The 23,273-nt window shown below is 62.0% G+C and carries 21 protein-coding genes; 12 read left to right on the forward strand and 9 right to left on the reverse strand.

Features of this window, described 5'->3' with window-relative positions:
• Positions 1 to 17 precede the first annotated feature (17 nt).
• The 8 genes from FGM15_05100 to FGM15_05135 all read right to left on the reverse strand — a co-directional run bounded on the left by FGM15_05100 (position 18) and on the right by FGM15_05135 (position 9,477).
• Entirely contained in the window at positions 18 to 623 is a 606-nt protein-coding gene (locus FGM15_05100) for a thioredoxin family protein (protein MBU3665240.1), read from the reverse strand.
• Positions 620 to 2,701 carry a thiol:disulfide interchange protein gene (locus FGM15_05105; GenBank protein ID MBU3665241.1) on the reverse strand — a complete coding sequence of 694 codons (2,082 nt, stop codon included), beginning with the start codon at positions 2,699 to 2,701 and terminating at the stop codon, positions 620 to 622. Before FGM15_05105 ends, FGM15_05100 begins: the two co-directional genes overlap by 4 nt.
• A 6-nt stretch (positions 2,702 to 2,707) precedes the next feature.
• Positions 2,708 to 3,493, reverse strand: a complete 786-nt coding sequence (locus FGM15_05110; GenBank protein MBU3665242.1) for a thiazole synthase — start codon at positions 3,491 to 3,493, stop codon at positions 2,708 to 2,710.
• Positions 3,490 to 4,161, reverse strand: coding sequence for a hypothetical protein (locus FGM15_05115; protein ID MBU3665243.1), 672 nt, complete (start codon positions 4,159 to 4,161; stop codon positions 3,490 to 3,492). Before FGM15_05115 ends, FGM15_05110 begins: the two co-directional genes overlap by 4 nt.
• 32 nt (positions 4,162 to 4,193) lie before the next feature.
• Positions 4,194 to 4,649, reverse strand: coding sequence for a metallophosphoesterase family protein (locus FGM15_05120; GenBank protein MBU3665244.1), 456 nt, complete (start codon positions 4,647 to 4,649; stop codon positions 4,194 to 4,196).
• Positions 4,650 to 4,672: 23 nt separating this feature from the next.
• On the reverse strand, positions 4,673 to 5,815 hold the full coding sequence (locus FGM15_05125; protein ID MBU3665245.1) for a deoxyguanosinetriphosphate triphosphohydrolase: 1,143 nt from the start codon (positions 5,813 to 5,815) through the stop codon (positions 4,673 to 4,675).
• A 3-nt stretch (positions 5,816 to 5,818) separates the two neighbouring features.
• Positions 5,819 to 6,940: an ATP-binding cassette domain-containing protein gene (locus tag FGM15_05130; protein ID MBU3665246.1), complete on the reverse strand. Its 1,122-nt coding sequence runs from the start codon at positions 6,938 to 6,940 to the stop codon at positions 5,819 to 5,821.
• Between the two features lie 95 nt (positions 6,941 to 7,035).
• Positions 7,036 to 9,477, reverse strand: a complete 2,442-nt coding sequence (locus FGM15_05135) for a glycogen/starch/alpha-glucan phosphorylase (GenBank protein ID MBU3665247.1) — start codon at positions 9,475 to 9,477, stop codon at positions 7,036 to 7,038.
• A gap of 80 nt (positions 9,478 to 9,557) precedes the next feature.
• Between FGM15_05135 and FGM15_05140 the strand changes: the two genes are divergently transcribed.
• The 12 genes from FGM15_05140 (at position 9,558) to meaB (ending at position 22,195) form a co-directional block, all read left to right on the forward strand.
• Positions 9,558 to 10,796 carry an FAD-dependent oxidoreductase gene (locus FGM15_05140; protein ID MBU3665248.1) on the forward strand — a complete coding sequence of 413 codons (1,239 nt, stop codon included), beginning with the start codon at positions 9,558 to 9,560 and terminating at the stop codon, positions 10,794 to 10,796.
• Positions 10,797 to 10,818: 22 nt separating this feature from the next.
• Positions 10,819 to 11,853 (forward strand): flippase-like domain-containing protein, encoded by a 1,035-nt coding sequence (locus FGM15_05145; protein ID MBU3665249.1) that lies wholly within the window; start codon positions 10,819 to 10,821, stop codon positions 11,851 to 11,853.
• Positions 11,850 to 12,215: a hypothetical protein gene (locus tag FGM15_05150; protein ID MBU3665250.1), complete on the forward strand. Its 366-nt coding sequence runs from the start codon at positions 11,850 to 11,852 to the stop codon at positions 12,213 to 12,215. Before FGM15_05145 ends, FGM15_05150 begins: the two co-directional genes overlap by 4 nt.
• Before the next feature lie 150 nt (positions 12,216 to 12,365).
• Positions 12,366 to 12,575 carry a 50S ribosomal protein L35 gene (rpmI, locus tag FGM15_05155; GenBank protein ID MBU3665251.1) on the forward strand — a complete coding sequence of 70 codons (210 nt, stop codon included), beginning with the start codon at positions 12,366 to 12,368 and terminating at the stop codon, positions 12,573 to 12,575.
• Between the two features lie 120 nt (positions 12,576 to 12,695).
• The gene (gene rplT, locus FGM15_05160; GenBank protein ID MBU3665252.1) at positions 12,696 to 13,058 is read left to right on the forward strand and encodes a 50S ribosomal protein L20; all 363 of its coding nucleotides are present in this window, start codon (positions 12,696 to 12,698) and stop codon (positions 13,056 to 13,058) included.
• Positions 13,059 to 13,141: 83 nt separating this feature from the next.
• Positions 13,142 to 14,161 (forward strand): phenylalanine--tRNA ligase subunit alpha, encoded by a 1,020-nt coding sequence (gene pheS / locus FGM15_05165; GenBank protein ID MBU3665253.1) that lies wholly within the window; start codon positions 13,142 to 13,144, stop codon positions 14,159 to 14,161.
• Complete coding sequence (locus FGM15_05170) at positions 14,158 to 16,449, forward strand: phenylalanine--tRNA ligase subunit beta (protein ID MBU3665254.1); 2,292 nt, start codon at positions 14,158 to 14,160, stop codon at positions 16,447 to 16,449. Before pheS ends, FGM15_05170 begins: the two co-directional genes overlap by 4 nt.
• 342 nt (positions 16,450 to 16,791) lie before the next feature.
• Positions 16,792 to 17,973: a glutamine-hydrolyzing carbamoyl-phosphate synthase small subunit gene (carA, locus tag FGM15_05175; GenBank protein ID MBU3665255.1), complete on the forward strand. Its 1,182-nt coding sequence runs from the start codon at positions 16,792 to 16,794 to the stop codon at positions 17,971 to 17,973.
• A gap of 15 nt (positions 17,974 to 17,988) precedes the next feature.
• A complete protein-coding gene (locus FGM15_05180) occupies positions 17,989 to 18,483 on the forward strand; it encodes an FHA domain-containing protein (protein MBU3665256.1) in 495 nt (164 codons plus the stop codon).
• Positions 18,484 to 18,696: 213 nt separating this feature from the next.
• On the forward strand, positions 18,697 to 19,728 hold the full coding sequence (locus tag FGM15_05185) for a WYL domain-containing protein (GenBank protein ID MBU3665257.1): 1,032 nt from the start codon (positions 18,697 to 18,699) through the stop codon (positions 19,726 to 19,728).
• Positions 19,729 to 19,773: 45 nt separating this feature from the next.
• Entirely contained in the window at positions 19,774 to 21,132 is a 1,359-nt protein-coding gene (locus tag FGM15_05190) for a TrpB-like pyridoxal phosphate-dependent enzyme (GenBank protein MBU3665258.1), read from the forward strand.
• Positions 21,083 to 22,195, forward strand: coding sequence for a methylmalonyl Co-A mutase-associated GTPase MeaB (gene meaB, locus FGM15_05195; protein ID MBU3665259.1), 1,113 nt, complete (start codon positions 21,083 to 21,085; stop codon positions 22,193 to 22,195). The genes FGM15_05190 and meaB overlap by 50 nt, the downstream gene beginning before the upstream one ends.
• A gap of 57 nt (positions 22,196 to 22,252) precedes the next feature.
• Here meaB and rsmH read toward each other — a convergent pair whose 3' ends face one another.
• The gene (gene rsmH, locus FGM15_05200) at positions 22,253 to 23,269 is read right to left on the reverse strand and encodes a 16S rRNA (cytosine(1402)-N(4))-methyltransferase RsmH (GenBank protein MBU3665260.1); all 1,017 of its coding nucleotides are present in this window, start codon (positions 23,267 to 23,269) and stop codon (positions 22,253 to 22,255) included.
• Between the last annotated feature and the right edge of the window lie 4 nt (positions 23,270 to 23,273).

Below are 23,273 nucleotides of genomic sequence, written 5' to 3' on the forward strand. Positions count from 1 at the left end.
CGCAAAGGCGGGGCTGATCAGTTCGCGTATTTGACTGAGCAACCGTAGGCCGTGGTCCGAGGCTCCGAAACTTTCTTTCCGGCGAGCGTTTCGTCCAAAGCTTGTTTGACGAAGTTTTTTGCGCCGGTGACATCTGCGGGATCCGTCGATTTTTTGTCATCGATCGCGCCCGCGTAAACGACGATGCCGCTGCCGTCGATGACGAAGAGTTCCGGCGTGACCTTCGCATCGTAGAGTCTGCCCACCGTGCCTTCCTCGTCGATTAGGATGGCCGTAGGTGCGGCGCTTTTTTCCTGTTTGGTTTTGTTGGTCTCCTCGCGGCTCATGTGTCCCTGCTTGCCGGGGGCGGATGACACGATCGACAGCCAGACGACGTCTTTGCCTGTGTATTCCTTCTGAAGCTTCTGCATGTTGCCGCTGTCATAGTGCTTTTTGACGAACGGGCATCCGTGATTGAGCCATTCCAAGACCACGACCTTGCCTTTGAAATCGGACAGTTTGTGGCTCTTGCCATCGGAGTCCGTGAGCGTGAAGTCAGGCGCTTGCTCACCGGGCGCGGGCGCGGCATGGCACGCGGCGGCGAATAATGCGAACGCAACGAAGGATAGGATTTGTGTTTTCATGGTCTATGCGTGTTGTCAGTTATCCCGACCGATCGCAGGACGATCTGTTCGGTGAGAATTTCGGGAAGGATCACGGGGTCATTCGCGCGACCCGCAGGATAAAACAAGTAAAAAGGAACCCCGACTCGGCCGAATCGGGCAAGCTTGCGAGTGATCTCGGGGTTGCTGTTTGTCCAGTCCGCAAGCATGGGGACGATGCCTTGTCTGGCGAAGCCCTCGCGGACCGCCGCCGTATCGATCGCGGTGCGCATGTTGAATTTGCATGTGATGCACCAATCGGCGGTGAAATCCAGGAAGACGGGTTTGCCCTCGGCCAGGAGTCGTTGCAGCTTGGCTTCGGAATAAGGAATCCATGAAATGCCTCCGGCCTGAGCAGGTGAGGATTTTTCGGCGGCCGCGATCGTTGTGCGGGCGAAAAGGTTGCCTGCGAAGTAACCCAGCCCGACGAAAAGCGAGAGCGCGATGCCCAGTGCGGCGAACGTCTTGGCGCGCGTGGATGACAGCGGTCCTAGGAACGCCCCGTAGAGCCACGCCGCCAAGGCGAGGCAAAGATAGGATGCGGAGGCCCATATGACGGCCTCGGTGCCGCGCTGTTGTCCGATGACGTAAAGAAGCCAGAGGAGGGTGGCTGCGAGGGGAAAGCCCATGAACTGCTTGAGCCTTTCCATCCACGCACCGGGTTTCGGCAGAAATTTCATCCATCCGGGTTTCGCCGCCAGCAGCAGGTAAGGAAATGCCATGCCGCCTGCGATGGCACCGAACATGGCGAAAATGACGGCAGGCGTCTGGGCGAAGGCGAAGCCGAGTGCCGTCCCGAGGAACGGCGCGGTGCAAGGTGTGGCCAGTAGCGTTGCGAGGATTCCCTGGGTAAAGGATCCGGCCAGGCCCCCGTGGCTGCCTGCCTCCGCGATGCCTTGGGCGGCGCGCCCGGGCAGAACGATTTCAAAAACGCCGAAAAGGTTGAGGGCGAAGAGAAAAACAATGGCGCCTATGACAAAGTTGAACCATGGACTCTGGAACTGGAAGGCCCACGTGACCTCGCTCCCGGCCGACTTGAGTGCGATGACGACGGCGGCCAAGCCAAGGAACCAGAAAAAAATTCCTCCGACAAAGGCGAGACCGTGTTTGAGGATGGCTGAGCGCGAGTCGCCGGCTTGGCGCATGAAGCCGAAAACCTTGAGGGAGATGACCGGCAGGACGCAGGGCATGAGATTGAGGATGAATCCGCCGAGGGCGCCGAACAGCAGGTAAGTCCAGAATCCCGTGGTGCCCCCCGGAGTTTGGGTGGCCGGGGAGCTTATCGTTGTCTTGCTCTCGACAACCCAGCCGCGACGTTCGCCGTTATCAACAGCCAGCACGCCGCGAACCGGAGCGGAGTCGGCAACCGGTATGGCAAGTGTTGCCGAGCCATCCGATATCTGGCTTGGCGCTGTGTGGCCGACAGGATGTTCATTGTCCGCGAAGGGATAGAAATCGGCACGCTTTGCGCCCTCGGCATCCCGGATGGAGAGGTTCCATCCCGTGGAAGTGCGCGACCACTCGAGCGCGAAAGGAGGCGCTTGTCCGGACGGGACGAGAGCGGTGAACTTGGTGAAAAGTTCCGCGTTGGCCGGCTCCGCATCAGGGGCAACGGGAAGGGCGAGGTTCAGTTCGGCTTTGCCTGGGATGCAGATGGCTTCGCAAACCAGCCAAGTCGATTTCGCGCGAAACTCGACTTCTCTCGCCTCGGTAACGGGCGCAGTCACGGTTCGGACGAGCAGAACTTCGTCGCGATAGGCATAAACTTGGATGTCACCCGGTTCGACGAGGCGCTGCGGCAAAGGCCAGGAGACTGGTCCAGCCTCGAAGCCGGCGGGCAGTTCGAGGTCGAAGGTGGTGGCGAGTCCGGAGTCGCCCGGGTTTTCCCAGTAGGTGTGCCAGCCGGGCGCCATGCGCAGATGGAGGCCGAGGCGGAACGGTCTTCCCGGGACGATCGCCGTGGTGTCCGCAACCAGCGAAGCCTCGACCAGTTTCTTTCCCTGGTAAGTCTGTGCCGCCAACGGCGAAACAAGCAGTGCCAGAAAAAGCAGTGCGCGCATGATGTGTCAGGTAGTTTGCAAAAATGCGGTGAGGGGACTGGTCGGTGCCGCAGTTTCCCCTTGAGCGGGCAGACCGGCTTCACGCGCATCGCGCCCCGCCTCGACCGCCATACGGAAGGCCCGCGCCATGGCAACGGGATTTTCCGCCACGGCGATGGCCGTGTTGATCAGCACCGCGTCGGCGCCCATTTCCATTGCCTCGGCCGCGTGGCTGGGTGCACCGAGACCGGCGTCCACAATAACCGGCACGCGGGCTTGCTCGATGATGATGGCAATCTGCGCGCGCGTTTCGATCCCGCGGTTGCTTCCGATGGGAGAGCCGAGCGGCATCACGGTCGCTGCCCCCGCATCCTCCAGCCGTTTGGCCAGGACCGGGTCGGCATTGATGTAAGGAAGCACAGTGAACCCCTCGGCTGCCAGGATCTCGGTGGCTCGCAGCGTCTCGATCGGATCGGGGAGCAGGTATTGCGGGTCGGGATGAATCTCCAGCTTCACCCATTTGGGAAGTCCCGCGGTGGCGGCCAGCCGCGCGAGGCGCACAGCTTCCTCCGCGTTCATGGCTCCGCTGGTGTTCGGAAGCAGGAGAAATTTTTCGGGATCGATGAAATCGAGGATGTTGGCGAACGGGTCTTTGGTTCCGCTGAGATCCGCGCGTCGAAGCGCGACGGTCACAATCTCCGACCCGCTCGCCGCCAGCGCGTCGCGCATGAGTTCGTGCGAGGCGAACTTTCCCGTGCCGAGAAGAAGCCGCGAGCGGAAGGTGCGGCCTGCGATGACCAGTGGCTTGCTCACGGAGCGGAAGAGGGGGCGGGCGATTTTTCTGGTCCCGTGACTTCGAGGCGGAAGGCAAAGGCGGCCGCGACTTGTTCAGGCGGTTCCCATGGGCGGCGGTAAACGAGTTTGATATCCTGCGTCCCGGGCTTGACGGCCTGCAGGGTGATCACCGTGTCGCCCGGGGCTCCGAAAAGCACGTTCCCGCCCTGGCGTGCCACCAATTCGCTGCCGTGATAGATTGCTACTCCGTCTTCGAAATCGCGCAATTCCCAATTGTAGCCTGTGCTGGGATTCGACTCGAGGCTGATGCGAACGAGATTGCCGGTGCTGGCACGGACAATTTTGCCGTGGTTTTTGGCGGACACTTCGACCGTCCCGCTCACGGGGATGCTTGCGGGCACCTCTTGGTCTCCGGGCAGCGGGCCGATCAATTCGCCGGTCGATTCCGGATTGGGCGAATCCTTCGGCGGTTCGATCTCGAAATTTTCCGTCTTCGGTGTCGCCGAAAGATCGATCTTTTGCTCGAGCTTGGGAGAGTTTGCATCGGGTGTGGCGGCGGGTGCGGGCGTCTCATCGGCGGAGATTTCCAACTCGGGGATGACCACGCTGTTGGAAGCAACGGGGTCTTCCGCGCGGAGGCCCGGCTGGATGGCGAAAGTCGCCAGGAGCAAGACGAAGCGTTTCATCCTCGACAGTATGGCTGCAGGCTGCGCGTTTCTCAACTCCTCCGGTCGGTGGCGAGCGTGATCACCTTCCAGAGGGGTTCGCATCCTTCTTCCAGCGTCAGCCATGCGTAGGAAGCCGGCGCCCCGTGATTGGCCTTCCCCACCGATCCGGGATTCAAATAGCGCACCCCGCCGCAGGTCTCGTCGCGCGGCACATGCGTATGCCCGTGGAGTGCGAACGCTGCGCCGTCCGGCACGAGGCCCGGGGGTTCATGCACGAGGTAAAATGTGCGTGCGCCGCGCCGGAGCTTGAGAGTGTCCGGTGCGAGACGGTGCGGGTCGCAATTTCCCCGGACGGCACTCACCGGCGGCCCCAATGACTGCAGCAACGCGAGCGTCTCAGTGTTGCAGACGTCGCCGAGATGCCAGATTTCGTCGGCGCCGGCGATCGCGTCCGCAACCTCGTCGGGAAGTCGGTTGTGGGTGTCGGCGATCACCGCGATGCGCATCCGTCTCTTGCCGTCGGTTTGTTTCATGGCTTCCCGAGCAGGCGCTCGTGCTCGAGGAGCAGGTAGCGGTCGGTCATTCCTGCAATGTAGTCTCCGGCGGCTCGGTAAAGCCCGCAGTTTGGCACGCGCCGCGTAGCCTCGCGCCCGATCTGGCTCGGGTCGCGGATGTAAGCGGCAAAAACAGCCGCCATCATTTCACAGGCTCGTTGGTTGGCGCCGTTGACTTCGGGATGGAAGTAGAGATTCGCGTAGAGAAAACGGCGTAGCGTCTTGGCTTCCGCCGCGGTGCGCTCGCTATAGCCGATGAGAAGATCCGGATGCCGACGGACATCGTCCGCGTTTCTGACACCCGCGATCGCGATGCGCGCGGAACTCGCCTCAAGGACGTCTTCGATCAGGTGATTCGAAAGCAGACGCGCGAGACTTAGGCGTGCAGTTTTGGCGTCGGCACCGGCCAGGTCCAAGCCGCTCTCCCGTGAAATGTCGGCGCACAGCGCGACATCGGAGAGTTGCGCGGGATGAATGAGGCCCGCTTCGAGTCCGTCCTGCACATCGTGCGCGTAATAGGCGATTTCGTCGGCGAGATCCGCGATCTGGCCCTCGAGGCATGCGCAGGAGTGCGAACCGAGGCCAGGTGTGCTGCGGGCAGAGGCGTGCTTTTGCAGACCCTCGAGCACCTCGCGGGTGAGGTTGAGACCCTCGAAATCCTCGTAAGGACTTTCCAAAAGCGTGACGACGCGCAGGCTCTGGTCGTTGTGGTCGAATCCGCCATGATCCACGAGCAGGCGGTCGAGCGTCTCTTCGCCCGAGTGACCGAAAGGGGAGTGTCCGAGGTCATGGGCCAAGGCCACCGCTTCGGCCAGGTCCTCGTTCAGTCCCAAGGCGCGGGCCAGGGTGCGGCTGATCGAGGCGACTTCCATCGTGTGTGTGAGGCGCGTCCGGTAATGGTCGCCTGTTCCGTTGAGGAAAACCTGCGTTTTGTATTCCAGGCGGCGAAAGGCCGCGGAATGGATGATGCGCGCGACGTCCCGCTGGTATTCGGTGCGCCAACGATGAGGCGCCTGACTGTGGATCCGTCCCCGGCTGCAGGCGGACATTTGAGCGAAAGGCGCGAGAGTGCGCTCCTCGATCTGCTCCGACTCCTCCCGTTTGCGCAGGATGCTCATCGCTCAACCGATGCGTTCGTGCGTGGACGGATGAAAGAAAACGAGTTTGTCGGTATCGACCCGGAAAAGGAGGCGGTGTCCCGTCTCGCGCGGATCGACGGGGTGGCGACTGCGGCAGACGATCGAGTTGGCTCCCGTCTGCAAATAGCAGATGGATTCCGCGCCTGTCGGTTCGATGATGTCGAGTGTCGCGGGGAAAACAGACGCGTCGGGCTTGTCCTGCGCGGGTATGGGCTGCAAATCCTCCGGTCGCAAGCCAAGCAGCACTTCGCGCTCCGCCAATCCCGCCAAAAGCCCGGGCCTCTCGAATTCCAACTCGAGCGAGCCGTTTTCCGCCTCGGAGAAAGTCACGCGTGAGGAAGTGCGCGCGCGCAATGTGCCGCGCACGAAGTTCATCGGCGGTCCGCCAAGGAACCCGGCAACGAAGGTGTTGCGCGGCTGCCGGTAAACTTCGAGCGGTGCCCCGCACTGCTGCAGAGTCCCCTCCCGGAGCACCGCGATGCGCGTTCCCATGGTCATCGCCTCCGACTGGTCGTGGGTGACGTAAATGATCGTGGACTGAAGCCGCTGATGCAGGCGGATGAGTTCCGTGCGCATTTGGGCGCGCATCCGCATGTCGAGATTCGAGAGCGGTTCGTCGAAAAGAAAAACCCGCGGGCGCCGCACGATCGCGCGACCGACGGCCACGCGTTGCTGCTGTCCTCCCGAGAGATTGCGCGGGTGACGATCGAGCAAATCCTCGATGCCGAGAATGGCGGCGGCCTCGCGCACGCGGCGCGCGATTTCGTCCGCGGGGAAGCGCCGGATTTTCAGGCCGAAGGCCAGATTTTCCGCGACCGTGAGATGCGGGTAGAGGGCGTAGTTTTGGAAAACCATCGTGACATCGCGGTCGCCGGGCGGCACTCGGTTGACCTCTTCGCCGTCGATCAGAATCTTTCCCGATGTGAGCGGTTCGAGGCCTGCCGCCATGCGAAGGGCACTCGTTTTGCCGCAGCCCGAGGGACCGAGCAGAACCACAAAAGACTTGTCGGGCACTTCCAGCGAGAGGTCGAGCACGGCGGGTATGTCTTCACCGTGGCGGCCGCGGTAGATCTTGGTGACGTTTTCGAACGTGACGCTGGCCATGTGGTATCACGGATCCGACCGGACGACGGTCTTGACCGTGAGCGCCTGCATCATGCGCCGGACACGCCATCCGATGCCAGCCGAAAGCCCCGCAGTCAGGGTACCCGCACCGGCTTCAGTTTCCAGATCTCCTTGGCGTATTCCTTGATCGTGCGGTCGCTCGAGAACTTGCCGACCCTCGCGGTGTTAAGCACGGCCATCTTGCCCCAGCGGGCCCTGTCTTTGAAGGCCTCAGAAACTTCTTCCTGGGTTTTGCAGTAGGATGCGAAGTCCGCCAGGCAAAGGAACGGGTCTCGGTAGAGCAGGTTGTCGCGCAACGGCGCGAGGATGTCGCGCGGTTCCCCCTCGGTGAAGTAGTCGGTTCCGAGCCAGTCGATCACTGCGGCGAGTTCGGGGTCCTTCTCGTAATAAGTCTGCGGATTGTAGCCCTTGGCCTGGAGCTTGTGGACATCCTCCACCGTGTTGCCGAAGATGAAGATGTTGTCCTTGCCAACCTCGTCTCGGATTTCGACATTCGCGCCGTCGAGCGTGCCGATGGTCACGGCGCCGTTGAGCGCGAGTTTCATGTTGCCCGTGCCTGAGGCTTCCTTGCCCGCAGTGGAGATTTGCTCCGAGAGATCCGCTGCCGGGACGATGCGCTGGGCGAGGGAAACGCGGTAATTGGGCATGAAGGCCACCTTGATCTTTCCGCCGATGCGCGTGTCCGCGTTGATTTTCGAGCCCACGGCGTTGATAGCTTTGATGATAAGCTTGGCCGTGTCGTAGCCCGGCGCGGCTTTGGCGGCGAAGATGAAAACGCGCGGCGGAATGTCGAGCTTGGGATCTTGGAGCAGCCGGCGGTAAAGCCAGAGGATGTGCAGCAGGTTCAGATGCTGGCGCTTGTATTCGTGCAGGCGCTTGATCTGAACATCGAACATCGCAGAGGGGTCCACCTCGATGTTGCACTCCTGCAGGATGCGCTTGGCCAACCTGACCTTGTTCGCGTGTTTCACCGCCATGAACTCCTCTCGGAATCCGGCCTCATCCGCATGCGGTTCCAATTCGCGCAGTTTGTCGAGGTCGCGCTCCCATCCGTGGCCTATGGTGCGCGTGATGAGGTCGGCCAGGCGCGGGTTGCAGGAAAGCAACCAGCGGCGCGGGGTGATGCCGTTGGTCTTGTTGTTGATTTTTTTCGGCCAGAGCGAGTGGAACTCCGGGAATAGATCGCTCTTGATCAACGCGGTGTGGATGGCGGCCACGCCGTTGACCGAGTGGCTGCCGACGACGCAGAGGTGCCCCATGCGGACCATCTGCTCGTGGCCTTCCTCGATCAACGACAGGTTGCGCTTCTTGTCCACGTCCCCGGGCCACTTTTTCTCCACGTCCTCGAGGAACTGCTTGTTGATCTCGAGGATGATCTGCAGATGGCGGGGAAGGACTTTGCGAAAAAGGCCCACGCTCCAACGCTCGAGCGCCTCGGGCATCAGCGTGTGGTTGGTGTAGGCGAACACGCGTGTGACGATGGACCATGCCTTGTCCCACGGGACACCGTAATCATCGGTGAGCAGTCGTTGCAGTTCGGGGATGGCGATTGCCGGGTGGGTGTCGTTGAGCTGGATTGCCACCTTCTCGGGAAAAGTCTCCCAATCCGAGTTGTCCTTCTGGAAGCGGCGGATGATGTCGCGCAGCGAGCAGGCGACGAAAAAATACTGCTGCAAGAGCCTGAGTTCCTTGCCCGCTTCGGTGTGGTCGTTCGGGTAAAGGACCTTGCTGATGGTCTCGGCCATGTTTTTCTGTCGCACGGCTTCCTCGTAGCCGCCGCGGTTGAAGGCATCGAAATCAAATTCCTCCGGGGCCCGCGATTCCCAGAGTCGCAGGAAGTTCACGGTCTCGGTGCCGTATCCCGGAATCGGAATGTCATAAGGGACCCCGATGAGCTTTCGGAAGCCGACCCACACTGAGGACGTCTTGCCGTTCTCGTCGGTGACCACCTCGACGTGGCCGTAAACGGGGATTTCCTGCTGGTGCTGCGGGCGGACGATTTCCCACGGCGAGCCGTATTGCACCCAGGCATCCGGAAGTTCCACCTGGTAACCGTTGCGGAACTCCTGCTTGAAGAGCCCGTATTCGTAGTGGATGCCGTAACCGATGGCGGGCAGGTCCAGCGTCGCGAGGGAATCCAGGAAACAGGCCGCAAGCCGCCCGAGCCCGCCGTTCCCCAGGGCCATGTCGTATTCCTCGTCGCGGGTCTCCTCAAGCGGATGCCCGAGGTTGGCGAGTGCTTCGCTGACCTCCTCCAAAACGCCGGCGGCGATCATGTTGTTCACGAACAGCCGGCCCATGAGGAACTCCATGGAAAAATAATAAAGGCGCCGCACATTGCCCTCGTTATGAACGGCGAGGGTCTTCATCATCCGCGCAATGATGATCCGCTGGATGGCCATGGAGGTGGCGATCCACCATTCACGTCTCGACGCGGTGACCGAGTCGCGGGCAAGCGAATACTTCAACTCATCGATGATTTCTTTCTCGAACGCGATTGGTGCAGGCTTCTTCATGACGAAAAAACGAAATTATTGTGGCGCGGCTCGTGTGCGAGAAGAATTTGTTGCAACGTCGCTGTGAAAGTATTGACAACATGATGACGGTCGTTGTTGGCGCCGGTCTTGCGGGGCTCACTTGCGCGAAAGTTCTTACCCGGGCCGGGTGTCCTTGCCTTGTGTTCGAGGCTGCCGGTGTCCCGGGCGGCCGCGTCGTGTCCGGGCGCACACCGGATGGCTACATTCTCGACCGTGGATTTCAGGTGCTGCTCTCGTCTTATCCTTCCGCACGCAAGCATCTCGACCTGGTCTCCCTCGGCGGCGGTGCTTTCCGTTCCGGCGCACTTTTTGTCGGCGATGGCGCGCCACGCACCTTGGAAAATCCCTTGCGCAACCCGCTTTCGGCACTCGCGGCGTTCGGCGGAGTGCTTCCTGCCGTCGATATGGTCCGGCTGGCGTTTTTGACGCTTGCGGCAGTCCGGGGCGGGGGGGCGGACATCAAAGCGGAGGACTTTCTGCGCGGGCGCGGATTCAGCGAAAAATTTTTCGCCCGCTTCGCGATTCCGTTTTTCGGCGGCGTTCTTTTGGACCCCGCACTCTCGCAGAGCAGTTCTCTTTTGCTCGGATATCTGCGCCGATTTGCCACCGGCTTGGCTCTGCTGCCCGGCGCGGGGATCGGCGCGATTGCGGGTCAACTCGCCTCGCGATTGCAGCCGGAGTCCGTTCGCTACGCTTGTCGCGTGGAGCGCGTTCTTTTCGATAACGGACGGGCGAGGGGTGTCGTGCTCGAAAGCGGCGAGCACGTCGCAGCTGACAATGTCGTTCTCGCCGCAGACGAACCCTCGGTCTGCCGCTTGCTCGGACGTGGGGAGCCGCGTCGCGCTTTCTCCACTGCCGTGCACTACTTTGCCGCCGGCCGCGCCTTTCACCGTGGCGGCTGGATTTGCCTGCCGCCGTTCGACAGCGGGAATCCCGTGTTGCACGCGGCGTTGCTCACCAATGTCGCTCCGTCTCTCGCGCCTGCGGGCAGGCACTTGTGGAGTGTGACCGTGAAACCGGATCATCCCCGCGCGCACGATGCCGAATTTGTGGCGGCGGTGGTCGCCTCATGGTTCAGAGCCGACCGTTCGGAGTTGCAGCCGCTGGATTTTATTCGCGTGCTCTACGCGGTTCCGGCACAACCGCCGGGCTTCCAGCGCCGCCCTGCTCCGTGGGGAGAGTTGCCACCGGGCTTGCTGGTGGCCGGCGATGCGGTTTCGGGCGCGAGCATCGATGCGGCAATGGCCAGCGGGGAGGCGGCCGCAAAAAAATTGATTTTGTCCGCTGCCGGCAACTGATTTGCTTGCGCGCTGGATCGCCATGAACAAGAAGACGCTCCTCACTATCTTTCAATTCGCCGTCACGTTGGGGCTGCTCTGGTGGGTGTTCCATGACCCCGCGAAACGCCGCGAAATGGCCGAAGCCCTCGTGCTGGCCGATTGGCGCTGGCTATGGATCGGCGTGGCTGTGTTCTTTGGTTGCAGTGTGCTCTCTACTTTCCGATGGCTCGTGCTGCTTCGCGTGCAGGAAATACGCATCGGTTGGTGGAGGCTGTGGCAGCTTTTCATGATCGGCAACTTCTTCAACCTCTTCATGCTCGGTTCGACGGGCGGCGACGTGGTGAAGATGTTCCTGACCATGCGCGAGGCCGGAGACAACAAGACGGCCGCGCTCTTGAGCGTATTCATGGACCGCGTCATCGGGATGTTGGCGCTCATCTTTCTCAGCGTCACGGTGCTCTATCTGCGCTATGACGTTCTTGGCCACACGCAGGGGAGCGCGGCCCTCGTCAACACGTTGCTTTGGCTGCTTGCCGCGGCGCTGGTGATCATTGTCGGAATGTTTGTTTTTTCCGCTCTCGGTTGGGTGCATTATCTTCCCTCTTGGACGCCCCTGCGCGGCCGCATCGTGGAATTGTCCGCGGCCTGCCATCTCTACGCCAAAGGTTGGCGTCTCACGATCTGGGCGTTTCTTGTCTCATTCCCGCTGTTCGCGATGTTTTTCACCACCTTTTACTGCGCGGCCCAGGCCTTCGCCGAAAGTTCGTCCAAACTCGGGGTGCTCGACATTTTTTCCGTCATGCCGATTGTGGCCGTCATCACCGCGATCCCCATCAGTGTGTCCGGTATCGGTGTGCGCGAAAGCCTGTTCGTCTCGCTCCTCGCTCCTTTCGGTGTCACGGCTGCCGTCGCCACGCTGATCTCGGTGTCCGGGTTTCTTATCAATTTGGTGGGGAGTCTGGCCGGCGGCATCGTCTTTCTTTTTTACCGTTCGTCTTCCGAGGAAGCCATCAACCTGCGCGACATGGCGCGCGAGGTGGACCGGCTTGAGGACCGCATCGAACACAGCGAATGACCAAGGACCGCGAGGTGCGCGTGACATTGAGCTTGGACGGCAAGTTGACAGGCGGCCGCGTCCAAGCTGATCGAATAAAAGACCTGCTCCGCGGCGGGAAGGTCCGTCGCCTGCGCGTCACCTTTGTTCCGCGCATCGTCGGTGGCGCCGCCACACCTGCGCTCCTCGGCGTGCCGGGGCGCAGCAACCTTTCGCGTTCTCTCAAGCTGCGCCTCGAAAGCGCTTCTTGGCGCGGGGGAATCTGCGAAGCAGTTTATTCGGTTCCCGGTGCCGTCGAATTTTCTTCCGCCGCACCGGCGGAAAAGATAGGCAAAAGGTCATGGACAACCGCGACCAAGAGGAAAGTTTCATCCGCAGCCTGATTATTCTCGGCAGTGCCGGCGCCCTGTCTGCCGTGCTCGTTGCAGCCACAATCGTGACGGTTTTGGTGAGCGCGAATTTCAACGTCCTTCAGTGGATGGAGTAGGAAAAGGGTTGCCCGATACGGGCAGTCCCGTTATTTTTGCCCGCTTATGCCGAAACCGGTAGCTCGCAGAAAAACAAAGAAAGCCGTGGCCAAACGCTTCAAGGTCACGGGTTCCGGCAAGGTCCTCCGTGCCCAAGCTTCACGGCGTCACTTGCTGTCGTCGAAGAATGCCAAGCGCAAACGTCAACTCGCCAAGAGCGTCCTTGTCGACGTGACCGATGTTGCGCGGATCAAGGAGAACCTGCCCTTTGGCTGAAATTTGAGGCCGGCTTGCGCGCCTGGCCCCGCGTATCGGGGCTCACGGGACGGGTGAGGTGCGCGGCCGAACAACGAAACGACCTGTCCCGAGGAGACCGCTGCAAGGCGGGAAAAACAGATGCCAAGAGCAACAAACGCGCCGGCCAGTCGTGAACGGCGCAAACGGATGGTCGCGAAAGCCAAGGGCTACCGCGGACGCCGCAGCAAACTCTACCGCTACGCGAAAGACGCGCGGATGAAAGCCCAAGTCTGGGCGACCCGCGACCGCAAAACGCGCAAGCGCAACCTCCGCGGCCTTTGGATCACGCGCATCAGTGCCGCATGCCGCGCCGAAGGAATCACCTACAGCCGGCTGATGGAAGGACTCAAAAAGGCGTCCATTGCCATCAACCGCAAAATGCTGGCCGACCTCGCTGTGGCCGACGAAGCCGCTTTCCGTCAGGTGGTGGCCAAAGGCGCGGCGGCTCTCAAGGCCGCTTGATTCCAACGTAGCCGCTGTTCCCGTTGACCGCGCCGCCGCAAGGCTGGCGCGGAAAGGACGCCCACGGCTACACTGCCCTCAACATGCGTGAGGAACTGACCGCCCTGCGCGAGCAGGCTCTGCGCGACATCGCTGCCGCGGCGGATTTGTCCGCCCTTGAGCAGGTGCGCGTTGCCATCGCCGGGCGTTCGGGCCGTCTCACTGTGGCGGGCGAGCAGATGCGCCATCTGCCCAAGGAGGAGCGCCCCGAAACCGGCAAACTTCTCCACGAGGTCCGCACGGCTGTGACCAGCGCACTCGAAGCCCGCACGGCAGAGCTTGCCGCCGCGGCGGAGGAATCCGAGCTAGCTCAGATCGACCCGACCTTGCCGGGGCGCGCGCGCACCATCGGCAGCCTGCATCCATTGCAAAGTCTCCAACGGCGCGCAGTGGAAATTTTCCGCCGCATGGGATTTGCACTGGCCGAAGGCCCGGACATCGAAACCGAGTGGCACTGCTTCGACGCGCTGAATACTCCGCCCGAGCATCCTGCGCGCAACGAGCAGGACACCTTCTATCTGCCTGGCGGGCGGCTGCTCCGGACGCACACCTCGAGCGTGCAGATCCGCACGATGGAAAAGCAAACGCCGCCGATCCGCATTATCGCGCCCGGCGCCGCCTACCGCAGAGACGAGATCGACGCCACGCATCTCGCGCAATTCACCCAGATGGAAGGGCTCTACGTCGATGAAGATGTCACGCTCGGCGACTTGAAGGGGACGCTGGAATATTTCTTCCGCGAACTTTTCGGGCCGGATACCAAGGTGCGTTTCCGTCCGCATTTTTTCCCTTTCACCGAACCAAGCTACGAACTCGACGTGCGGGCGGCCGCGCTTGGCGGCGGGGAGCGCTGGCTCGAATTGGCGGGCTGCGGCATGGTGGATCCGGCCGTCTTCGAGCGGGTCAACGAGCGGCGCGGCGACAATGCCTTCGATCCTGCCAAGGTCAGCGGGTTCGCGTTCGGATTCGGCCTCGAGCGCCTGGCCATGATTTTGCACCGCGTCCCAGATATCCGCATGTTCGTTGAGAACGACCAGCGCTTCTTGTCGCAATTCACGCCATGAAAATTTCCCTCTCTTGGCTTGCCGAATACGCGGATCTGCCGGAATCGGCCGATGCACTCGCAGACTTGTTGACTGCCGGAGGCACCGAGGTTGTCGGTCGCATGGTGCGCGGCGAAGTTCCGGACAATGTTGTCGTTGCGCAGATTCTTTCCAGCGAACAGCACCCCAACGCGGACCGACTCAGCGTGTGCCGGGTCGATGACGGCTCCGGCCAGCCCCGGCAGATTGTTTGCGGGGCGAAGAATTACAAGGTCGGCGACAAGGTGCCCTTGGCACTGCCCGGTGCGGTGCTTGGGCCCGACTTCAAGATCAAATCCGGCAAGCTGCGTGGCGTGGTTTCTGACGGCATGATGTGCAGTGCGAAGGAGTTGGGACTGGCCGAAGATGCCGAGGGTCTTTTGATCCTTCCTCACGATGCGCCGGTTGGAAAAGCCATGAAGGATCTTGTCCGGCCCGACGCGGTGCTTGAATTGGAGGTCACGCCGAACCGTCCTGATTTGCTCTGCTACCGCGGCGTGGCGCGGGAGATTGCTGCGCTGTCGAATGCGCAACTGCGAATGGCTCCTTTGCTGATTCCTCCGGTAAAACCAGCCGGGAGCACCGTGCGTCTCGAGAACGACGGATGCCCTTATTACACGGCGCGCGTTATCCGCGGAGTCAAGATTGGTCCCAGCCCGCAGTGGCTCGCCGACCGGCTTGCGTCGGCGGGTCTTCGTCCCATCAACAACATCGTTGACGTCACCAACTACGTCCTTCTTGAGACCGGCCAACCGCTCCACGCTTTCGATCTGGGCAAGCTTTCCGGCGCAATCGTCGTCCGCAACGCGGCGCCTGGCGAAAAGTTGAAGACACTCGATGGCGGCGAGATTTTGCTGCGCGATACCGATCTTGTCATAGCGGACCAAGGCAAGCCCGTGGCGCTTGCGGGTGCCATTGGCGGACTCGAGACGGGTGTCACGGAGGCGACGACCGACATCTTGCTCGAAAGCGCTTGGTTCCAGCCGGCGCGTATTCGCAAAACCGCGAGGGAGTTGGGGCTGCAAACCGACTCGAGCTACCGCTTCGAGCGCCGCGTTGATCCGGCGGGCGTTCTCGCCGCCTCGTGCCGGGCCGTGGAACTTATCATTTCGCTTGCGGGGGGATCTGCCGATACCGACACGCTCGTCGCGGGGGATGATCCTTCGCCGGTGCGCGTGATTTCTTTCGACCCGGCCCGGTGTCGCGCGCTTCTCGGCGCCGAAATCGCCGACGCGGAGATGGATGCCATTTTCCATAGGCTCGGGCTCGTCAAATCATCGGCAGGATGGACCATACCGAGTTTTCGCCCGGATCTCGCGCGCCCCGTCGATCTCGCCGAGGAGGTGATCCGCGTGGCCGGCATTGAGCGCGTTCCCTCCCGCCTGCGCGGTTTTCCCGCGCCGATGAGCGGTGCGGATTTGCGTCACGACAATGCGGAAAGGCTCCGCGAACGCCTCCGTGCCCAAGGCTTCAGTGAGGCGCGCACTTCGCATTTTGTTTCACCCGAGGGTTTGCAACGCGCGGGCGTGGCGGCGGAGGGTGCCGTGCGGATCGCCAACCCGCTCGGCGCCGACCAGGCATTGCTTCGCCCGGTGCTGTTGCCCGGACTGCTCGAAGCGCTGGCTCGCAACATGCGGCACGGCGCCGGCAGCGTGCGCTTGTTCGAACTCGGCACGGTTTTCCAACTCACCGGTGTCGAAGAGCGGACAGCGCTGGCTCTGGTGTGCACGGGCCAAGGCAGTGATTTGTTTGATCTCAAGGGTGCGATTCGCGAGGCCCTCGGCGATGTGGAATTCGCGCCGGAGACCGGACTTGCGCTCAGAGTTTCCGCACGCGGGGTTGATGGTTTTATCAGGCGCCTTCCGCGTGTGCTGGCGGAGAGTCACGACGCGAAGGAGGCAGTCCACTACGCGGAACTTGTGATCGACGGTTGGTTGCAGTCCGCAGTCCCCGCGATTCGTGTTCGGCCGCTGCCGAGATTTCCTGCTGTCGAACGCGATCTGTCGCTCTTGCTCCCGCGCGCCACTCCCTACGCGGCGATCGACCGTGCTTTGGTCGGAGCGAAAGCGCCGCACCTTCAATCGGTCGGTTTGAAAGACGTTTTTGTCGATCAGAGCGGGGCAAAATTGGCGCCTGATTTGCGCTCGGTCACGGTCACCTTGACATTCCGTGACGAGGCGCGGACATTGACGTCCGATGAAGTGGATCGTGCAGTCGAGACGCTGCGCGATCACGCGAAAGCGGAGTTGGGTGCCGTCTTCCGCGGATAAGATCTTTCGCATCGCCGAAGCCGATTTGCCCTGGAGAGTTCGAGTAAACGATCCAAGCCCCGAACCGTATTAACAAATCCCAGGAGGCTGAGCTGCGGTTGGCAAGGACATGCCTTGATTGGAAGTCCGCGCCGCGCCGTGGCGGTCATCCGCCCTTGTATCCAAGGGATCGGGAATTGGGCCGTGACGGCTCACCCGGGGCAATACTTTCATGGAGCGCCTCCCGTGCGAGCGGGGGGCGCTTCTTTTTTTGGCATTTGCAGCGGCTATGTTGTCGCCACAGGGTGCATCGCTTTGGGATTTGCGGGGTCCGCGCATAGTGGATACAAAAGGCGTCCGATCATGACGGCACTTTTGGCACTTGAGGACGGGCGGGTTTTTCACGGTGAGGCGTTCGGAGCATCCGGCACTGTGACGGGGGAGATTTGCTTCAACACTTCCTTGAGCGGTTATCAGGAAGTGCTCACCGACCCTTCCTATTTCGGCCAGATCGTCGCCATGACGAGCCCGCACATCGGCAACTACGGCGTGAACGCGCTCGACGAGGAGAGTCACGGTCCCCAAGTGCGCGGATTTGTCATCGAGGAGTTGAGCGATGTCCCGAGCAACTGGCGTTCCGAGGAGTCACTCGACGCTTACCTGCGCCGCTACGGGATTCCGGGCATCCAGGAGATCGACACGCGTGCGCTCACAAGGCATCTGCGCGAACTCGGCGCGATGAAGGCGTGCCTTACGACCGAGCCCGTCACGGCGGAGCGCGCCGTGCAGATTGCGAAGGAAGGCGCCGGAGTCGTCGGCATGGATTTTGTGCGCGAGGTCACGCCCAAGAAGGCCTTCGATTGGGATCCCGCGGGGGCCGACAGTCGTCCTTGGAAACTCGCCCAAGCCGGAGATCTCGAGGCCGGGAACGCCCGCGATGCGGCAGGCAATATTTTCGGCGGACTTCCGCCGGTGCGCCGTCGTGTCGTCGCCTACGACTTCGGAATGAAGCGCAACATCCTCCGTGGTCTGCGTCAGCGCGGGTTGGCGGTTCGGGTGGTCCCCGCCGACACCTCGGCCGAAGAGGTTCTGGCGTCGGATCCCGACGGTATTTTCCTTTCCAACGGGCCCGGCGATCCCGCGGCTCTTGACTACATCCACAAAAACATACGGGCTCTGCTCGGCAAGAAACCGATCTTCGGAATTTGCCTCGGTCATCAGATCCTCGGTTACGCGCTTGGCGGTAAAACGTTCAAGCTCAAGTTCGGCCATCGCGGCGGCAACCAGCCGGTGAAGGATCTCAGGACCGGCAAAGTTTCCATCACTTCGCAAAACCACGGGTTCGCTGTCGATGCCGATTCGCTGCCGCAGGATGTCGAGGTCACGCACATCAACCTCAACGACGGGACCGTCGAGGGTCTGCGAAGCAAATCGGTTCCGGTTTTCAGCGTGCAATACCATCCCGAGGCCGCTCCGGGCCCGCACGATGCGGAATACTTCTTCGACCAGTTCGCCAAACTCGTTGATGAAGGCGCGAAGGGTTGATATTTTCACCTGCAAATGCGCCTGACGGTTTATTTCCCCGAGAACAGCCCGACGACCCACGAGTTTGTGGGCAGCCGCCTCACGGTTGGTCGGCTCGGGGACAATGACGTTGCCCTGGACGAAGGCTCGGTCTCCAGCCGCCACGCCGAGATCGTGGTGGCAGACGACGCAGCGGTGCTGCGCGATCTCGGCTCTACCAACGGAACTTTTGTCAACGGCGAGCGGGTGACCGGCGAGAGCCCTTTGAGCGAAGGCGACGAAGTTTATTTCGGCAATGTGCGCTCCGTCTTCATGGAGCCCGTTGCCAGTCCCGAAATTCCCGAGGTGGAGCCAGCCGTGGAAGCGCCCCCCGCGCAGGTGGGGTCCGGCGCGCCGGACAACTTCCGCCCTCTCTCTCCCTTGCCGCGCCCGGTGGCTCCCAAGGATACTTTGGGGATGGCGGCTTGGGGAATTGCGGCCGTCGCCGTGATTGCGGCTGCCTACGCTTTTGTTTCCGTTCTCGGCGCCTGACAGCGCTCAGAACGCGAAGGTTGTTTGCACCGGCGGTTGGGGATTGACCCTTCCGCGCATCGCGAGATTGCGGCGGATCATGGCGAAGAGGTGAGTTCCGAGTTGGTGCGGCAAGACATCCTCCCGGGAATGGTTTCGGCTGGCGCGTTCGAGGTATTTTTTTGCTTTCATCGCCCGCGAGTTTGGGCGAAGGCATAGGACATTCGCTGTCCTATGCCCCGGAAAAGTTCCCACAATTCGCGTCCGCCCAAGCCGGTGCGGGAAGTTGCAAGCCGGCCACCCATGGAGCGCATGTGGAAAATTCACCAAAAGCTCGCTGCGGGCGGCTTTCCCAACTGCCGCGTCATGGCCGACGACATGGAAGTGTCGTCGAAGACCATCATGCGGGACATCGAGTTCATGCGGGATCGTTTGGGTCTGCCGCTGGAATACGATGCCGTGAAGCACGGCTTTTACTACACCGCGCCGGTCAAAGATTTTCCGGTGATGAAAGTGTCGCAGGGCGAGGTCGCGGCGCTGCTTCTCGCCCAGCAGTCGCTGGAGCAGTTTCGCGGGACGCCGTTCGAGCGCCCTCTTGCCGGGGCCTTCCGCAAGCTCAGCCAGTCGCTCGGCGACGGAATGGAAGTCGCTTGGCACGACCTTGAGCAGGCGCTGTCCGTGCGCCGAGGTGGAATCGGTCTTTCCAACATGAGCGTTTTCGACGTTCTCGCCCAAGCGGTTCTCGACGGAGCCGAAGTGGAATTCGCCTACCACAAGCTAGCGGGCGAGAAGCCCGAACGCCGCGTGGTGCGCCCGTATCATCTCGGATACATCGAAAACCAATGGTATCTCTTCGGCCTGGACGGGGCGCGGGGAGCCGTGCGGACTTTTGCGCTGCCCCGGGTTTCCGATGTGGAGCGCACCGGTGAGACTTTCCGCCGCCCGAAAGATTTCTCCTTGGCGAAAATTCTCGAAGGAAGTTTTGCGGTGTTCGAGGGGCGGAATGCGAAGCCGGTGAAACTGCGCTTTCGCGGGGTTGCGGCGCGGCTTATCGGCGAACGGACGTGGCACCCTTCGCAGAAAGTTGTCCGCGACAAACACGGGGTATTGCTCGAGATGCGCGTAGGCATTTCGCCGGACCTGCGTCAGTGGATCCTAGGCTGGGGGGCGGAGGTGGAAGTGCTTTCGCCCGCGGAGCTGCGCCGCGCTGTTGCCCGCGCCGCAACCGAGGCAGCGGCAGTTTACCAGGACGCTTTGCCGCGATGATCGGAGCTTCCGCCGCGCGCGCCAGCCGCTAATATCGAATGCGGCATGAGCGATACCATCAAATATCTTTTGACCGAGAAGGAATTTCCCCGCGCTTGGTATAATTTGGTGGCCGATCTTCCGTCGCCGCCGTCGCCCCCGCTTCATCCCGGAACCCTCAAGCCGCTGTCGCCCGAAGATCTGGCTCCGCTTTTCCCGCAGGCTCTCATCGAGCAGGAAATGTCGTCCGAGCGGGAAATTCCGATCCCGGACGAGGTGGCGCAAATTCTTCGTCAATGGAGGCCGTCTCCGTTGTTCCGCGCCCGTCGCCTCGAGAAGGCGCTGCAGACTCCGGCGAAGATTTACTACAAATACGAGGGCGTGAGTCCCGCCGGTTCGCACAAGCCGAACACCGCCATCCCGCAGGCTTGGTATAACAAGCAGGAGGGCGTCAAACGGCTCAGCACCGAGACGGGAGCGGGCCAGTGGGGCTCATCGCTCGCCCTGGCCTGCAATTTCCTCGGTCTCGAGTGCGAGGTGTTCATGGTGCGCGTGAGCTACGATCAGAAACCCTATCGGCGTGCGCTCATCGAAACTTACGGTGCGAAAGTCACGCCCAGCCCCAGCAACGAAACCGACTGCGGGCGCGCCATCCTCGCCGCGGACCCCGGTTGCCGCGGTTCGCTCGGCATTGCCATCTCCGAGGCGGTCGAGGTCGCAGCCAATGATCCCGACACCAAATACGCGCTGGGCAGCGTGCTCAACCACGTGCTCCTGCACCAAACCGTCATCGGCTTGGAAAGTTTCCGGCAGATGGAAATGGCGGGTGACGATCCGGATATCGTCATCGGGTGCACGGGCGGCGGATCCAATTTCGCGGGCATCGCCTTCCCTTACCTCGGGCGCAAACTCCGGGGCGAAGAGGATTACAGGATCATCGCGGTCGAGCCAGCCGCCTGTCCGTCCCTCACGCGCGGAAAGTTCGCCTACGATTTCGGTGACACCGCCAAGATGACGCCGCTCGTGAAAATGCACACGCTCGGCAGCAGCTTCATCCCGCCGGGGTTCCACAGCGGCGGATTGCGTTACCACGGCATGGCGCCGCTCGTCAGCCATGTGGTCAACGAAGGTTGGGTCGAGGCGCGCAACGTGCAGCAACTCGACTCCTTTGCCGCAGGTGTCCTCTTCGCGCGCACCGAGGGCATCCTGCCCGCGCCGGAGGCCAACCATGCGGTGGCTGCGGCTGTCGCCGAGGCGCACCGCTGCCGCGAGGAAGGAAAGGCGGAAACTATCCTGTTCAATCTTTGCGGTCACGGCCACTTCGACATGGCCGCCTACACGGACTACCTTGCGGGCCGGTTGCAGAACTACGAGTATCCCGAGGAAGAGATCGCCGCGGCGCTTTCCGGGCTGCCTCCGGTCTGACGCATTCCGCCCGATCCATGGAACCGTCTGCCGGGCGGGCAACTGCCGTCCCACCAATCCATTGAATCCGAAAACCACCAATGTCCTTCCCGCTGCGGACTATGCGGCGGGGATATCCGCTGGCGACACGTCCGTTCTGGCGCGGGCGATCACGCTGGTCGAAAGCACCTCGACGCGTCACGCGCAGACCGCGGCCGAGCTGATGCGTCTGCTGTTGGCGGTGAAAAATTCTTCCGTCCGCGTGGGAATCACCGGCGTGCCGGGGGTCGGCAAGAGCACCTTCATCGAGGCATTCGGGCTCCATCTCTGCGAGCAGGGCCACCGCGTGGCCGTGCTCGCCGTCGATCCGACCAGTGCCATCTCCGGTGGCAGCATCCTCGGCGACAAGACGCGCATGGAAAAGTTATCGCGCCATCCCTCGGCTTACATCCGTCCTTCGCCTTCCGGAGGTGCGCTCGGCGGCGTCACGCGCAAGACGCGGGAAACGATCACCCTTTGCGAGGCCGCCGGATACAATGTGATCCTCGTGGAAACGGTCGGGGTGGGGCAGAGCGAGATTGCGGTAAGATCCATGACAGACTTTTTCCTGCTGCTGGCGTTGACGGGCGCGGGGGATGATTTGCAGGGCATCAAGAAAGGTATTGTCGAGATGGCGGACGGTATCGCGGTGACCAAGGCCGACGGGGAAAATGTGACCGCGGCGGAGAGACTCAAGCTCGAGCTGGCGCAGGTGCTTCATTTTCTGACAGCGGCAACGGCAGGGTGGAGGCCGGAGGTGCTGACATGTTCGGCCCTGAAGGGAAACGGGATTGCGGACGTTTGGAAGCTGGTCGAGCGGTTTCGCGTGGAGATGCAAACGTCCGGCGAGTGGGACGTCCGGCGGCTGAGTCAGGTGCAGGAGGGGTTGATCGATTTTGCGCGGGAGCAGGTCTTGGCGGGAATGATGGAGAGCGCTGTTGTTCGCAAGGATGTCGGCAATTTCGGCGTGTCCGTGGCGGAGGGCCGAATGACGATGCGTGACGCGGCAACAAGGATTGCGGGGGATTTCGTGGCTTCGAGGTAGGGACGCGCCGGATCTCGGTCCATGCTTTCCGAAAAGTGTGTGACGGGGGCGTCGCCGCTACATGGAGCGGATGGCCCAGCGCAGTTTGGCGGGTGTGGAACGGGGGTTGTTGCGGCGTTCTTCTGGGGAGGCGCGGAGGACACGGCGGGAGATTTCGCGGTAAAGGCCTTCGCGGTGCGCGGCTTGAAAGGACTTTTTCACGCGGCGGTCTTCGCCGGAGTGGAAGGTGAGGATGGCGACGCGGCCCCCGTGGTTCAGGCATCGGGGCAAGACGCGCAGAAATGTGTCGAGGGCGCTGAATTCTTCGTTCACCTCGATGCGGATGGTTTGGAAGACGCGGCGCACGGAGAGGTCGATTTCGTCAGCGCCCGCAGTTGGAAGTGCGCGGCGGATGGCGGTGGCGAGATCCAGGGTGGTGGCGAAGGATTGTCCGGCGATGGCATGGGCGATCGCTGCGGCGTGCGGCTCATCCGAATTTTCAGCAAGAATAATCGCGAGTTTTTGCGAGGAGACTTTTTGCACCCACTGGGCGGCGGAGAGGCCGCGGGTCGGGTTCATTCGCATGTCGAGCGGGCCTTCGGATTTGGCGGAAAATCCGCGGAGCGGGTTGTCCAACTGCATCGACGAAACGCCGAGGTCGGCGAGGATGAGATCGGCGCCGGAGCGTCCAAGTTTGGCCAGGGCGGCAGGCAGTCCGGCGAAGTTCGACTTCATCACGGCGAGTTGACCGGAGTCGAAGCCGCCGTTGCGCAACCGCGCTTCCGTGCGCGGCAATTCGAGCGGATCGGCATCGAGTCCCAGCAGATGTCCGCCGGGCTGGATCCGCTCCAGGATGGCGTGCGCGTGACCCCCGTGCCCGAGCGTGCAATCGACCGCAAACTCGCCGGGCCGCGGTTGGAGGACATCGAGGATTTCCGCGACCATGATGGGGACGTGCGAACCGGCGGGTGTTTTGCCGGAAGCGAGCACTTTGGCAACCGTGTCCGGGTGTTGCTCCGGATCGAGTTCCTTGTATTTGTGCTCGAAGCGCCGCGGATTTTTTCCGGGGTAGCGCGGGCGGCGGCGGTGCTCCATTGTC

This window comes from Chthoniobacterales bacterium, from assembly GCA_018883245.1.
Classification (GTDB): domain Bacteria; phylum Verrucomicrobiota; class Verrucomicrobiia; order Chthoniobacterales; family JACTMZ01; genus JACTMZ01.